Annotated in this window: 17 protein-coding genes and 2 pseudogenes; 10 read left to right on the top strand and 9 right to left on the bottom strand. The window is 47.2% G+C overall.

The genetic code is table 11. From position 1 onward, the window contains the following. The 3 genes from JCM14467_RS04530 to JCM14467_RS04520 form a co-directional block, all read right to left on the bottom strand. Positions 1–471 (bottom strand): Zn-ribbon domain-containing OB-fold protein, encoded by a 471-nt coding sequence (locus JCM14467_RS04530; protein ID WP_252900706.1) that lies wholly within the window; start codon positions 469–471, stop codon positions 1–3. Next, positions 471–983: a Zn-ribbon domain-containing OB-fold protein gene (locus tag JCM14467_RS04525; protein WP_054849306.1), complete on the bottom strand. Its 513-nt coding sequence runs from the start codon at positions 981–983 to the stop codon at positions 471–473. Before JCM14467_RS04525 ends, JCM14467_RS04530 begins: the two co-directional genes overlap by 1 nt. A 129-nt stretch (positions 984–1,112) precedes the next feature. Further along, positions 1,113–1,610, bottom strand: a complete 498-nt coding sequence (locus tag JCM14467_RS04520; RefSeq protein WP_252900705.1) for a hypothetical protein — start codon at positions 1,608–1,610, stop codon at positions 1,113–1,115. Between the two features lie 101 nt (positions 1,611–1,711). Here JCM14467_RS04520 and JCM14467_RS04515 point away from each other — a divergent pair, with 101 nt between their 5' ends. The 3 genes from JCM14467_RS04515 to JCM14467_RS04505 are packed head-to-tail and all read left to right on the top strand — an operon-like array spanning position 1,712 to position 2,992. Continuing rightward, a complete protein-coding gene (locus JCM14467_RS04515; RefSeq protein ID WP_054849305.1) occupies positions 1,712–2,104 on the top strand; it encodes a hypothetical protein in 393 nt (130 codons plus the stop codon). Between the two features lie 6 nt (positions 2,105–2,110). Continuing rightward, positions 2,111–2,650, top strand: coding sequence for a CDP-2,3-bis-(O-geranylgeranyl)-sn-glycerol synthase (locus JCM14467_RS04510; protein ID WP_054849304.1), 540 nt, complete (start codon positions 2,111–2,113; stop codon positions 2,648–2,650). A gap of 30 nt (positions 2,651–2,680) precedes the next feature. Further along, entirely contained in the window at positions 2,681–2,992 is a 312-nt protein-coding gene (locus JCM14467_RS04505) for a V-type ATP synthase subunit F (RefSeq protein WP_054849303.1), read from the top strand. 37 nt (positions 2,993–3,029) lie between these two features. Here JCM14467_RS04505 and JCM14467_RS04500 read toward each other — a convergent pair whose 3' ends face one another. Together JCM14467_RS04500 and JCM14467_RS04495 are read right to left on the bottom strand one after the other, a co-directional pair. Beyond that, positions 3,030–3,863 carry a geranylgeranylglycerol-phosphate geranylgeranyltransferase gene (locus tag JCM14467_RS04500; protein ID WP_252900704.1) on the bottom strand — a complete coding sequence of 278 codons (834 nt, stop codon included), beginning with the start codon at positions 3,861–3,863 and terminating at the stop codon, positions 3,030–3,032. A gap of 47 nt (positions 3,864–3,910) precedes the next feature. After that, positions 3,911–5,290: pseudogene (locus JCM14467_RS04495) on the bottom strand (glutamate synthase-related protein). A gap of 194 nt (positions 5,291–5,484) precedes the next feature. On the opposite strand from JCM14467_RS04495, the gene JCM14467_RS15840 reads away from it, so the two are divergent. The 6 genes and pseudogenes from JCM14467_RS15840 to JCM14467_RS04470 all read left to right on the top strand — a co-directional run bounded on the left by JCM14467_RS15840 (position 5,485) and on the right by JCM14467_RS04470 (position 9,762). Continuing rightward, positions 5,485–5,775 carry a DUF169 domain-containing protein gene (locus JCM14467_RS15840; RefSeq protein ID WP_252900703.1) on the top strand — a complete coding sequence of 97 codons (291 nt, stop codon included), beginning with the start codon at positions 5,485–5,487 and terminating at the stop codon, positions 5,773–5,775. A gap of 37 nt (positions 5,776–5,812) precedes the next feature. After that, positions 5,813–6,283 (top strand): DUF169 domain-containing protein, encoded by a 471-nt coding sequence (locus JCM14467_RS15835; RefSeq protein WP_252900702.1) that lies wholly within the window; start codon positions 5,813–5,815, stop codon positions 6,281–6,283. Between the two features lie 101 nt (positions 6,284–6,384). After that, positions 6,385–8,266: pseudogene (locus tag JCM14467_RS19830) on the top strand (AMP-binding protein). Next, entirely contained in the window at positions 8,266–8,730 is a 465-nt protein-coding gene (locus JCM14467_RS04480; protein WP_054849302.1) for an AMP-binding protein, read from the top strand. The pseudogene JCM14467_RS19830 and the gene JCM14467_RS04480 overlap by 1 nt, the downstream one beginning before the upstream one ends. Before the next feature lie 160 nt (positions 8,731–8,890). Next, positions 8,891–9,376 (top strand): AMP-binding protein, encoded by a 486-nt coding sequence (locus tag JCM14467_RS04475; protein ID WP_054849301.1) that lies wholly within the window; start codon positions 8,891–8,893, stop codon positions 9,374–9,376. Beyond that, the gene (locus tag JCM14467_RS04470; RefSeq protein ID WP_252900698.1) at positions 9,349–9,762 is read left to right on the top strand and encodes an AMP-binding enzyme; all 414 of its coding nucleotides are present in this window, start codon (positions 9,349–9,351) and stop codon (positions 9,760–9,762) included. Before JCM14467_RS04475 ends, JCM14467_RS04470 begins: the two co-directional genes overlap by 28 nt. 19 nt (positions 9,763–9,781) lie before the next feature. On the opposite strand, the gene JCM14467_RS04465 is transcribed toward JCM14467_RS04470, so the two are convergent. After that, positions 9,782–11,569: a molybdopterin biosynthesis protein gene (locus JCM14467_RS04465; protein WP_252900697.1), complete on the bottom strand. Its 1,788-nt coding sequence runs from the start codon at positions 11,567–11,569 to the stop codon at positions 9,782–9,784. Further along, positions 11,566–11,775 (bottom strand): hypothetical protein, encoded by a 210-nt coding sequence (locus tag JCM14467_RS15805; protein WP_252900696.1) that lies wholly within the window; start codon positions 11,773–11,775, stop codon positions 11,566–11,568. Before JCM14467_RS15805 ends, JCM14467_RS04465 begins: the two co-directional genes overlap by 4 nt. 113 nt (positions 11,776–11,888) lie before the next feature. On the opposite strand from JCM14467_RS15805, the gene JCM14467_RS04460 reads away from it, so the two are divergent. Continuing rightward, on the top strand, positions 11,889–12,380 hold the full coding sequence (locus JCM14467_RS04460) for a vitamin K epoxide reductase family protein (protein WP_342765460.1): 492 nt from the start codon (positions 11,889–11,891) through the stop codon (positions 12,378–12,380). On the opposite strand, the gene JCM14467_RS15800 is transcribed toward JCM14467_RS04460, so the two are convergent. Both JCM14467_RS15800 and JCM14467_RS04455 read right to left on the bottom strand, forming a co-directional pair. Then, the gene (locus tag JCM14467_RS15800) at positions 12,357–12,509 is read right to left on the bottom strand and encodes a hypothetical protein (protein WP_252900695.1); all 153 of its coding nucleotides are present in this window, start codon (positions 12,507–12,509) and stop codon (positions 12,357–12,359) included. The genes JCM14467_RS04460 and JCM14467_RS15800 overlap by 24 nt on opposite strands. Continuing rightward, a complete protein-coding gene (locus tag JCM14467_RS04455; RefSeq protein ID WP_252900694.1) occupies positions 12,496–13,044 on the bottom strand; it encodes an HAD family hydrolase in 549 nt (182 codons plus the stop codon). The genes JCM14467_RS15800 and JCM14467_RS04455 overlap by 14 nt, the downstream gene beginning before the upstream one ends. Between the last annotated feature and the right edge of the window lie 113 nt (positions 13,045–13,157).

Raw genomic sequence — 13,157 nt, 5'->3', positions numbered from 1 at the left:
CTATACAGGCTCAAACCCAACAATATCCGTTATGGACCCCCTCCTCTCACTCTCCGGCTTGAACACGGGCCTTACCTTAAGCCCAACCCTGACGTTACCTGGCTCAACATTGATTATGTAATGCACGAGACCACCAGTGACGCCGGGAAACTCTATGAAGCCTATGATCACCGGCTTTGGTAATTTATTGCCGTATGAATCCTCATAAACCACGGTATAAGTCCTGAGAATACCCACGGGCGCTATCTCCACCAACTCCTTAATCTCCGCGAAGTCATACTGGCAGAAGGCTTGGGAGGCATTAATAACCTGCCACACACAGGCACTTACCGGCGAGTAGTTTACCGGCCTGAGTCCCTCGAGGAACTTTGTGCCTATTGGACCTGCGGTGTACCTATAGCCCTGCTCAATTGTGTGAAGCCAGTGCCTAATGTCCCTATTCACGTTTATCTTCTCGAAGGACATGCTCATCACCTCACCGGCTCAAAGCACTCAATATCAAGTACTGACCCAGTCCTTTGATTAGCTGGCTTCCACCGGGCCTTAACTCTCATACCAAATACTTTCATTGACTTGACATCCTCAGGATCAACGCATAGGTAATGCATTATCCCAGGGAACCTATGCTCACTGAATTCTTTACCTGGCACGTCAAGCTTAATCACACCAACAACCTTAGGCTCTTTGAGGGGTTCCCTCGTACCACTTATGTAGCTAATCACGGCCGTGATTACCGTACCCTCATCCTTAACCTCAACCCAGCCATCAACTGGTTTGAAGCAGTATGGGCAGTACATCTTTGGTGGGACAAAGACCTGCCCACACCTACTGCAGTATGTGCCGTAAATCTTACCATTTCTTAAACCCTCAAGGAACTTTGAATAAGCCGTGCCGGCGGTTACGTTGTACTGAAACGGCCTTGTCCACTCCTCATGTGGGTAGTTCTTAATATCGCTCTCTTTAATTGGTGTACCTCCTACCATAGCCTAAGTAATTAATAGGCTGTATTTAAGAATCACCCTACTACAAAGTCCTTATAAACAACTATGATGTTAGTAATACGGTGATGATGAGGCATTTGTCTGATCAGTGATTGACGCCGGAAATGCTGATCAATGACCTAGGAGGATCCTTCTTACATAATTAATGGCGTCATTTCGAACATTAACAACCCTAATGGGCAACTCGCTAACTCCAACCTTCTTAATCATCACGATAGTCGCCATAACGCCAGCAATCATGCTGGCATTACCGCCAATCCCAGCCTTAACCCTAGGTACTAGCGTTGATAATTCCTGATCAAGTTCCACAGTATCTGTATCATTAAGAAAATCATTGCTTCTTAAGTAGTTAATGAACCATGAGTACACATTATCAAGTATTAACTCCCTCTTAATGCCATACTTAGTGCCTAAGTCATTGGCAATACCGTAAGGATCCAGCAGGAACACAATACTATTTATTGGTAATCCCCTCTTAATTACGTTGATTATGCATGAGACCTTACTACTCATTTCCCTAGTCATGTCCACGGTAGTTGGGTAACAACGCAGGAATAACTCGGAGTATGCATTATCAATTTCACTTGACGAGCCGGCCACATAACCCACGGTGCCTAGGTCCCACCTAGCATTGCAAGGCCTATGACCCTAGCCACCACATTGGTTAGGTGTTAGAACTTAAAAAGTGAGAGGGTTAGAGTTTCACGACTATGAGCGCTGTGGCTAAGGCATTGACTAAGGTGGTTGTCTGCCCACTATGCGATTACATGGGTGGGGACGTTAATAAGGTAGTTGATGCAATAGCCAAGGCCATACCAAGGCCCAAGTTAAAATGCCCAAAGTGTGGAGCTGAGGTTGATGCTAATTCCTTCGTTACACACATGCGTAAGCACGGCAGGGTTGGTGGTAAAACAATAACATGCGATATATGTGGCGCGAAGCTGAATGGCGAGGGCGCATTCCTTAGGCACATTAAGGAGCACTTAATAGTTTCGGTTAGGCGTAATGGGATGGACGTTTATTACTGCCTAGTGTGTGGTCAGGAATTCATCACGAAGAATTCGGCAATCACACATCTGCTTAAGAAGCATAGTTTTGAGTGATTGTGCGTGAGCTTACTTTGGGATTTTATAATCACGTTATTAATTATTTGGCCCCCATACGTTGCCAACGCAACGCCTGTTGTGGCTGGTAAATTGTTTAGGCGTAGGACGCCTATAGATTTTGGTAGGAATTTCATTGATGGGAGGAGGATCTTTGGTGATGGTAAGACGTACGAGGGCTTCATTACGGGGTTACTTGCCGGTTTTGTGATTGGTGAGTTGACGTACATTATCGTGACTAAAACCGTGAACATAGCCCTGGAATTACCAGCGCCATTAACCGTGTTCATAATGTGTCTCGCAGCGTTATTAGGCGACCTAACCGGGGCATTCATCAAGAGGAGACTTGGGCTACCCCGCGGTGCGCCGGCGCCGTTACTTGACCAGCTTGACTTCCTACTTGCTGCATTACTGGCCCTGTGGCTGGTTCAACCAGGTGTTTTAAGGGTTATTTACGTGATCATTGCTGTATTGATTACACCACCGATACACCTGGCAACGAACACCGTGGCTTATTTGCTTGGGCTTAAGAGGGAGCCGTGGTGATTATGTAATTAACTTTATAAATTCATTATAGTGCCTAGTGACGTGCGTGCAGTAGTCCTTGGTGATGAGCACACGGTATACACCTTTAGGTTGCTTGGATTTGAGGGCAGGGTGGTTGGTGAGAGCGAGAATGTATTATCGATAATTAAGGAGCTTAGTATTGAGGAGGGCGTCGGCGTGATATTAATAACGAGCAACCTAGTGGACAGTGTTAGGGAGGACTTCGAAAAGATGAGGATGAAGATGAGGAAGCCACTGCTCATTGAAATACCGTCACTCAAGGAAATAAAGCTTAAGGAGGTGAATTACCTGGCAATTTTAAGGAGCGTCCTTGGAATTTAATAAATCGACTTGAGCAGTGCAAATAGTAAATACGCAACTATCGTGATTGCCATAGCCACAAGGACAATGACCTAAACCTCCCCATGTAATTGGCATTCCTTAGGAGCCTTACGCAAATATATGTGAGTAACCCATCAGTCATGGCGACACCCATTGAAAGGGCTAATCCATAGACTTCCCTAATTGCAAGAATTATTATTAGTGGTGATATGAGGACTGCGGCCAGCGTAAATACTACCGCAGTTATTAATGCGGTCTTAACACCATAAACATTAGCCACAGTCCTAACGCCAGCCCTTACATCGCCAGCAACGTCAATAGCACCCTTAACCAGCTCCCTACCCATCGTGGCGAGGAAGGACACGGTAAAGAGGAGGTAAGGTAAGTTGAGTGTTGGTGGTGTTGAGGAGGTGGCGTACAATCCATATAGGAATGTTAGTGATGACGTTATGGCCACAAACACATTATTCACTATTACGACTCTCTTCAACCCATAGTTATATGAGAAGCCGAGTACTATCGCCGTAATCAGTATTAAAATGCTCCAAACCATTAGGTAGTGAAGCACCACACCAAGTATGTTGAGCGCCACGGCGATAATTACGGATATCAATGATAACGCCCAAGCCTCACTAATCGACGCCTCACCACGCACCAGGGGCGCATCCGGCCTGTTTATCCTATCCTCCTCAATGTTATAGATATCATTAGTTGCGAAGAGGAAGATCTCGGTGAGTAGCGATGAGAGGAAGAGGAGTACCATGGCTATTGCATTCCTGCCGCCAGCGGTCACGTATGATGCAATGACTATTAGGCTTGTTAATACTCCATGCTCAATCCTAGAAAGCCTGATAAATGCCCTCAGGTCCACGGGACGCGCTAGTGAGACCCATTATTAAGTTAGACCGTATTTAGGTTTTAAAATGAGGGTGAGTAAACATAGGGTATTCCAAACATTTCTGCAACGTCCTTATCGAGTGCTGCGACATCCTCAGTACTGACCTCCTTAATATCGTACTTACCCAATGCCGACACTAACATCTGCATCTCCTCCTTAACAGCCTCTATGTAATTCGCCACACCCTTCTCGCCCTTAACCATGGCCGCTATTAGGAATGGCCTAGCCATATATGCACCACTGGCTCCAAGGGCCATGGCCTTAACCACGTGGGAACCATTGTAGAGCCTGCCAGCGAGTAGTAATGACGTGTCCGTTATGCCCAGCTTCCTAGCGTCGTGAATCTTCTTAAGGGCAACCAATGTTGGGTATCCCAGGTCCTTCATGGCCACTGACGGCGCCATGCCCGTGCCACCCTCCTTACCATCAATAACCACTGCATGAGCGCCCTCCTCATGAGCTATGCTAATGACCCTATCAACGTCCCTGTAGGACCTAGCTTAATCCAAATCCTCGCCCTTGGGTATGCGGTCTTCATGAACCTAATCATGCCCCTTAGTATGTCCTCCGTGTACGTGCCTGGCACTGAATACCTCGTTATGAACTTATCCTTAACCTTCTCAGGGTCGATCTCGAAGTGGTACTTAGCCTTCAGCCTAATGGCTTCCTCCCTCGGTATCTTAATCACGCCACCAAGCCCAGGCTTAGCCCCCTGGCCCATCTTAATCTCGAAGCCAATAAGCCCCTCCTCGATGTACGGCTCCACATCCTTATCACTATACACCTTATTCCAGAGCTCGTCATACGCATCCTCCACGTTCTGCTGTATGATGACCCCACCATACTTATCAACATTGGTCAGGTAGGCCATGAGTCTCTCCTTAAAGCTTGGGTGACCCCTCGTGTACCTCCTTGAGTAACCCCTAACCGTGGCCGCATTCTCGCCTATGCCCATGATTATACCGGCTTTAGCGGCTGCCCTGGCTATTTCAAGGCTAAACTTGCTGGCTATTGCCGTGGAGCCCATTGAACCAACGATGATGGGCATCGAAACCTTAAAACCACCAAGCTGGCCCTCCAGGTTCACGTCCATGAACGTGGGTTCCGAAGAAGCTCAGCCATCTTCTCAAGCCTCCTTGGCGTGAAGGCTGGCGGCAGTAGTATCACTGAGTTATCAAGGTCTTGAAGCGTGGGAAGCCCCTCCTATCGTATATTCCCGAGCCAAGTACTGCAGAGCCGTAGGTCGCCACCTCACCAAATGGGTAAACCGCATCACGACCCCTGAGAGCCTTAAGCGCTATTTCATCAAATGGGTAATCATCAATGAACTCCCTGAGACCCCTAACCAAAGCCCAATACGCCCTAAACCTAACGAGTAATTTCGCGAAATCAAGAATCATCGACCACACAGTGAATATGTGCTTAAATACTTGTCCGTCAATATAACAAGCACATCCATGCACATATAGTTAAAGCAACATTACATCCTTCTGCGGAATACGGTATTCAATGACATTGTATATACGCATATTATTGGCAAAATTAATTGGATTAAAATGATTAAATCCTTTAAAGTAACTAAGCATTCAGTGTTATGGCATTAACTATTGAGGAGATTAAGCAGCAGGGTGCTAAATTAAGGAAGGTTCTTGGTTTAATGACGTGGCCCGTAGGTATTAGGTTCTGTGTTAAGGGCGAGGATTGCCGCGTCGCGGATTTCAAGAGGCCGTATAGGGACCTTGGGATTAGGGTTGCCTTCTGCCAGGCCATTAACATAGCCAGGACCTATGGTTGGAAGTTGGCAATTGGAATTGAGGATTCATACTGCATGATCGGCGCAGAGGCCCTCGGATTGACGGGGGAAGACCCTGGACTACATAGATAGGGATATTCCACAATGGCACACGTCAGATAAGGAAGCAATGAATAGGATAGTGGAGGTACTTCACTCAAGGTTTCTCGAACCAGGCTCGGTAAACCTCGTACTGATATCGCCACTGGATAGAATTGATTTCGAACCTCACGTGGTAGTAATCTACGGCTTACCAGCCCAAATAGCAACTATAGCCAAAGCCTTTATTTGGCATGGCGTTATGCCCAGCGAGATTACTTACATAGGCCTGGCCTCATGTACCTTAATACCATACTCACATAAGACTGGCAAGGTTCAGGTAAATATTCCCGGAACTGGGGAGCTCATACTTGGGAGGACGGAGAGCCATGAAATAAGTATTATAATCCCGGCCAAATACCTCGACCTAATTATTCCAGGTATAAATGCCGTGAGAAGGATTCACCCATATCCATTGGCCAAGTTCTCCCTTTACGAGCCAAGGGTTCCCAAGTGGTATGAGGAGTTGACATTTGACTATTATAAAAATACTATTGGTTAGGTATTTCATAATTAATAATTATAAATGCTTCAATAAATCTTATGTTAATGTTTATTGCGGTAATGCTTAAAAAGTAATTTTGTAAGTATTTATTTATGGCGGTGAATCAAAAGTTCTATTCCTTAGATAGAATAAGGCGAATGGCTATTGAGCTTCTGAGAATCCAGCCAGGTTCTGGGCTGACAAGGCTGAGTACCTGACCTGGTTCGAGAAGCCGAAGTCCATATTTGAGGGTAGGGCTCCCGACGTTTATTGGTTTAGGGGTGGCTACCTAAACATTAGTTATAATGCGGTTGATAGGCACATACCGGTAGGGCGAATAGGGTTGCGTTTTACTACGAGAGTGAGAGAGGTGATAGTAGGGTCGTTAGTTATTGGGACCTTTACAGGGAAGTGAATAGGACTGCTTACGTACTCAAGGAGCTAGGCGTCAAGAAGGGTGATACGGTCTCAATGATGATGCCCAACATACCCGAGGCTGTTTACTTCGGTCTTGCAGTGCATAGCTGGGCGCCACCCTGGTTATTCATTATGCTGGATTGAGTGAGGAAACCCTCGCCTATAGGCTTCAGGATTGCGGTTCAAAGGTGTTCATAGTAGCCTCCAAGGGGTTCAGGGCTGGTGATGAGGTTAGGATGAAGGACTTGGTGGATAGGACACTTGAGAAATATCAGACGCCCGTGGAGAAGGTCCTGGTTGTTTCAAGGGGCTTTTCAGACCTCAACCTAAAGCAGGGTAGGGACCTCGTGTATGAGGATATTGCACCAAAGGGTAAGGTCTATGTCGAGCCAGTCCCTGTCGAGGCCAATGAGCCGGCGACCATATACTATACGTCGGGCACCACGGGTAGGCCTAAGGGCCTATGGCAGAGTAATGGTGGTTACCCAGTAGGCCTTAACTGGACCTTTAGGGCTATTTTCAACCCACAGGATACTGATGTTTGGTGGACTATAAGCGAGTTGGGGTGGCCCGTGTGGCCCATGGCCAACCTATACACAATACCCGTGATGGGGTTGACCGGGCTATTGTTTGAGGGCTTCGTGGGTTATAAGAGAGATTTATTCGCAAGGATAATCGAGAAGTACAGGGTCTCCCTGATCTGGAGTAGTACGACCACGCTATACACAATAAGGAGTATTGGTGAGGATGCGTTGAAGGGTGATTTATCGAGCCTCAGGATGATACTGAACACCGGTGAAACACTGAATCCGGGGGTTGCCGAGTGGTACATACAGCAGTTGCCAAACACGGTGATTGCCGATGCCTATTGGATGACTGAGCACCTAATACCGATTGCCGCCACGCCCTATGGCCTTGGTGAGATACCGTTTAAGCCTGGTTCGGCCGGTATTCAATTCCCAGGCAGTAAGTGCTCGTGGTTGATGATGATGGTAACCCACTACCGCCAGGGCAAAGGGGCTACATAGTCATTGCCATTCCAAACCCCGCAATGGCTAAGATGTGGAATGACCCGAATTATGAGAGACTCGTGAAGACTTACTGGAGTAGGTTCCCAGGCTACTTCTATACTGGTGATTATGGGTTCTACGACTCAGACGGTTACTTATACGTACTGGGCAGGGCTGACGACATACTGAGCATTGCTGGTGAGAGATTCGGGACCATGGATATAGAGGGTGTCCTAGCCAGGCATAAGGCAGTTGCTGAGGCGGCGGTGGTTGGTGCACCAGCACCTGGCGGTGGTGAAAGGGTTTTAGCATTTGTAGTGCTGAAGTCTGGAGAGACACCCTCTGAGGTGTTGATTAATGATATTAAGGAATTTGCCAGGGCATCAGGTACTAGGTTGATGATGTGATCATAGTGAGGAGGTTACCAAAGACTAAGTCGGGCAAGATAATGAGGAGGTTACTAAGGGCGTTGGTAAGGAATGAGCCTTATGGCGACATATCCACGCTTGACGACGTCAGGACACTTGATGACATAAAGGCTGCCCTAATCGAACGTGGCTACATAAAGCAGTGATGGGCATGGTTTCAGAATTGAATTATCCGTATCAAAACCCCATAGACGCATTACTTGATTATTCACGGAGCCGCCCAAACGATGTATTCCTCATCGATGAGCAGGGCATCTCGTTAACATATGGCGACTTATACGACAAGGCTACTAGGCTTGCAGGTTCACTTAGCAGACTTGGTGTTGGTCATGGGGATAGGGTTGCCATAGTCATGAGCAATAGCGTGGAGGCTGTGATATCGTTATTTGCCGTCTGGATGCTTGGCGCCGCCACAGTCATCATAGATCCACTGACGATATCCGAGGATCTTGATTATCAATTAGGTGATTCATCGCCTAAGGTAGTTATTGCGGATAGATCCGTAATTGAGAGAGAATCCGCAGTTTTATCAAAGTATAGGGTCATTGGCGTTAATGCAGTTGGGCAGGGAATAATGAGCTTCCAAGACCTACTAAGCAGTGGTCCTTAACGGGCTTTAAACCAACCGAAGCTAGGAGTGATGATGTTGGCTTGATTTATTATTACGCAGGTATTGCAGGTAGAACGATGCAGGTCTGGCACACATATTTCAGTCTCTACTCCGGGCCATACGCATTTGGCGAGGCTATTGGCTTAACCCAAGCGATTCAGTGCTTGTGGCCGCCCAGCTGGCCCACATACTTGGTCTCACCGAGCTCATGTCAGGATTTGTGAGGGGTGCTAAAGCAGTCATTACTAGGCACTTTGATGCGATGGGTACGCCGGAATTGATACGTAAGTATGGTATAACCGTGTTCGCGGGTGTACCGCTAATGTTCGACCAAATACTCAATAATAAGGATCTCGACCCTAGCACATTGTCATCACTTAGGTTGGCCCTTTCGGCGGCAGCGCCACTACCGCCATCAACACAACTCGGGTTTTATCAAAGGTTCGGTATACCACTTGTTCAGTTCTACGGATTAACCGAGGCATACGTGCTAACGGTACAGCCGGTTAAGTACAGGGACGTAACGGGCACGGTGGGCTCAGCAATACCCGGCGCGGAATTGAAAATCGTGGACCCGAATGACCCATCTAAGGAACTCGGCGTGGGTATGTCGGTGAATTGGCGGCAAGGGCTCCCTGGACCATGAAGGGCTACTCAGACCCAGAGGACACGAGGAGGGCCTATTACAATGGCTGGTTATTGACTGGTGACTTAATGGTGATGGACGAAAGGGGCCTACTGTACTTCAGGGGTGTTAAGAAGAGGATGATTAAGTATAAGGGTTATCCAATATTCCCAAGGGATTTGGAAATAATTTTAATGAGACATCCAGCCGTTAAGGAGGCCTACGTAACTGGTGAGCAGGCTGAGGACCCAAGCATTGGTCAATTACCCGTTGCCTATGTAGTGTTGCATGATGAGTATAGGGGTAAGGCGTCTGATAGGGAATTAATGGATTTCGTCAATTCCCGGGTGGCGTTTTATAAGAAGCTTAGGAAGGTGTATTTCGTGGATACATTACCTATTAAGTAGTTCTGCGTTAAATTGCTATTTAAAATAGAAAAATTATTGGCTTCCAGATAATCGTACCTATATCATCGGGAACCCTATAACCAGGCAATTTACTGAGGGCATTCTTGAATTCATCGCTCCTCAGCATGTTTAGAAATGCCTTAACGCTGTCCTTCTCAAGTCTATCAATTGGTACTGCAAAGTCGTAACTCTCCCAACCAAGTGGTATGAAGTCGAGCCCGTACATTGCAGCCGCAGCCCTAATACCAACACCAGTATCTGCCTTACCCTGGGCCACCGCGGCAGCTACAGCCGTGTGTGTCTTGACCTCGTAGTAGTAGCCATTAACCTTCCTTACTAACTCCTCGAACTTAACGCCCATTTTAGCCGCTATCTCCTTCAGCTTTAGGTCCAATAGGAACCTGGTCCCTGCACCCTTATTCCTATTGACAATCCTTACGTCACTCCTGAGCAGGTCCTCAATACTCCTAATGTTCTTTGGGTTTCCCCTGGGCACTATGAGGCCCTGCTCCCTGAAGTAGCCCCTAATGAGGACTGCGTTGTTGACACTGTACTTAATCATGTACGGAATGTTGTACTGTCCAGTCTCCTCATCAACCAGGTGCAGACCAGCCACATCAGCCTCGCCACGCTTAACAGCGTAGAGCCCACCCATTGAGCCGACATTAATCACCCTAGCCCTGACGAAACCGGGGAGCATTGGTATTAGTACGTCAAGCCCCAGGTCATGACTACCAATTATGTATAGGTTAGCTGGCATGTACTGATGTGTGAATAGTGCTACCTCAACCTCATCACCACTATCCAGGTACTCCACGGTCTCTGGAATCGCTATGTAACCATCAGCGAAGGCAAGCGTACTTATGGCACCGGACTCAGCAGGTAATGGGTAGGCCACTACTCCGTGGCCCGTGTCAACCAGGCTCACTGTATAACGCCCTCCTACCCTTAGCCCCATCAGCCCTAATGGCAAGTCTCGCTTGATCTTAACCTCATCAACACCTGTGCACAGCATTTTCGCCAGTATTGGCTTGACTATTATGTTGAATATCATCAATGCCGAACTTGGGTAGCCCGGCAGCCCAATGACGAGCTTACCATCCCTTGAAACAGCCACAACGGTGGGCTTTCCCGGCTTCACCTTAAGGCCATGAATTATTATGCCCGGAGGACCAATTTCGTCGAGAACCCTGTACGTCAGGTCCGCAAGCCCCGCCGAGGTCCCACCTGATAGTAGTACCAGGTCGCCCATGCTTAATGCCCTATTCACGGCACTTCTCATTTCATTAATATCATCCCTGACGATACCCATGATGATGGGCTCGGCACCCATTGACCTAGCGGCGTGGGCTATCGTGTATGTGTTTATGTCGTAAATCTTGCCACGACCCAATTCCCTACCTGGACTTACCAATTCATTACCCGTGGATATAATCGCAACCCTAGGTCTCCTAAACACCTCGACCTTATCAATACCCACAGCCGCGAGCAAACCAACCTCTCTCTCCCTAATCACCGTGCACCTCCTGAGTATTAACTCGCCCATCATTACGTCAGAGCCTACGGACATTACGTTCTCGCCAGGCGTGACTGAGCGATATATCACTAATTCATCACCACTGCGTTTCGTGTATTCGACCATGACCACGGCATTGGCGCCAGGCGGCATTGGGGCTCCAGTTGCTATCTCAACGGCCTCGCCAGAATTAACCTGCGGCAATTCCTCGGCCCCAGTCTCCACATTACCAATGACCTTTAATCTAATTGGGTTTAACTCATCAGCGCCGAATGTATCCTCAGCCCTCACGGCGAAGCATCCATTGTAGCTCTATCAAATGGTGGTACATCAATCCTCGAGTATATGTCCCTAGCTAATACCCTGCCATAACTATCCTCGATACTTACCGTTTCCGTACCCAATGGCTCAACCTTAACCGTGCTGAATATCTTATTCAACGCCTCCTCGGGCGTTAGCAATTCATGAAATATGACCCTTTTACCCGCCTCGGACATCGTACGTAATTAGACGCAGTACCTTAAATAAATTAATAGGTCGTTAAAGCCAATTTACTATGCAGTAATTGCATTGTGAGATTAGTATTTAAGTCCAGTTTTTACCTACCGTAATGATGAGGAGGTTGGTGAAGACATGGTTAGTGCTCATGCTGGCATTCTCGGCAGTGGGTTTGTTTGCATCATCAGTGGTAATATACACGTATTACTACCTACATGAATTACCGCCATTCTGTACGTCATTTAAATCACCGTTTCCGGGGGTGACCATTGATTGTGAAAGGGTACTCTCGAGTAGGTACTCAGACATAGGTGGCGTACCGCTGGACCTACTGGCCGCGATTTGGTTTATTGCTAACATAATCCTCGTCTTAATATACGACCTAGGCCCTCAAAGACCGGCCTCGCTGGCACTTAATACGTTATTTTATTGGAGGTTCATAGGCATTGCCGTGGTCCCGTACTTAATATTTGTTGAGACGTACCTACTCCATGCGTTGTGTATGTATTGTACGATAATGCATGTAATGATAGTAATAGACTTCGTGGTAATAACGGTATTCTTCATTAAAGTAAGGAAGTTATCCGGCACGACTATTCATTAGTATGCTAGGCAGGGCTGTTAATAATTCCTTAATGCTTTTGAAGGAGTATGTGGGCCTTATATTCGATAGGTCAATACCCCACACATCCAATACGTAACTCAATCTCTTCTCCCAATCACCAATAAACACGGTCATCAACAAACTTCGCCGGGTAGTAAACATCGAAGAGTGGATTATCACCAATCATTACCTGGGCGCCATCAAAGAACTCGCGGCAATTCTTGGGGCAGCCGATGATGTCTGGCGTCCTGATACTATCGATGAACTTCGAGAAGCCCAACTCCTCAATGACCACTGACTGATACTTATACAACCCATTTGTGGCTATGACGACCCTATGCCCCAAATCCCTAATCACCCTAAGTAGCTCGAAGGCCCCATCGAAGGGTTTAAAACCACGTACGTATTTAACCAAGGTCTCATTCACGTCTATGTTCATGGGCACGCCAAACCTATGAGCAACCTCAGTGAATATGTAGTCCCAGTCGAAGGCCCTCACGGTGAAACCCTTCAGTAACTCCCTGTTCAGGTTCTTGGCTGCCCTATATATGGTGACCCAGTCAACGTTTACCTTACTGGCTATTTGCATGCTAATATCCTGGAATACCGGGTCCCACGCCTCGAGGGGTAGTAGTGTGCCGTCCAGGTCAATTAAAATAAGCATGGATCCTTGGTAGTTACCAGTCTTTAAGAATCATATCCCTTGGTTTCATACTGTTTCACAGTAATTGAACGTATTTTTCAGGAGGATTCCTTATTAGGTAAAATAGTTTATAG

Source organism: Vulcanisaeta sp. JCM 14467, from assembly GCF_001316245.1.
Lineage (GTDB): Archaea > Thermoproteota > Thermoprotei > Thermoproteales > Thermocladiaceae > Vulcanisaeta.
Note: the sequence above shows the minus strand (reverse complement) of the source record. Positions and strands in the feature narration are given on the sequence as shown.

Coding starts and splice junctions, on each gene's coding strand:
- JCM14467_RS04530 (WP_252900706.1), bottom strand. CDS start 471: ATGAGCATGTCCTTCGAGAAGATAAACGTGAATAGGGACATTAGGCAC.
- JCM14467_RS04525 (WP_054849306.1), bottom strand. CDS start 983: ATGGTAGGAGGTACACCAATTAAAGAGAGCGATATTAAGAACTACCCA.
- JCM14467_RS04515 (WP_054849305.1), top strand. CDS start 1,712: ATGAGCGCTGTGGCTAAGGCATTGACTAAGGTGGTTGTCTGCCCACTA.
- JCM14467_RS15840 (WP_252900703.1), top strand. CDS start 5,485: ATGGCATTAACTATTGAGGAGATTAAGCAGCAGGGTGCTAAATTAAGG.
- JCM14467_RS15835 (WP_252900702.1), top strand. CDS start 5,813: ATGAATAGGATAGTGGAGGTACTTCACTCAAGGTTTCTCGAACCAGGC.
- JCM14467_RS04480 (WP_054849302.1), top strand. CDS start 8,266: ATGGGCATGGTTTCAGAATTGAATTATCCGTATCAAAACCCCATAGAC.
- JCM14467_RS15805 (WP_252900696.1), bottom strand. CDS start 11,775: ATGTCCGAGGCGGGTAAAAGGGTCATATTTCATGAATTGCTAACGCCC.
- JCM14467_RS04460 (WP_342765460.1), top strand. CDS start 11,889: ATGATGAGGAGGTTGGTGAAGACATGGTTAGTGCTCATGCTGGCATTC.
- JCM14467_RS04455 (WP_252900694.1), bottom strand. CDS start 13,044: ATGCTTATTTTAATTGACCTGGACGGCACACTACTACCCCTCGAGGCG.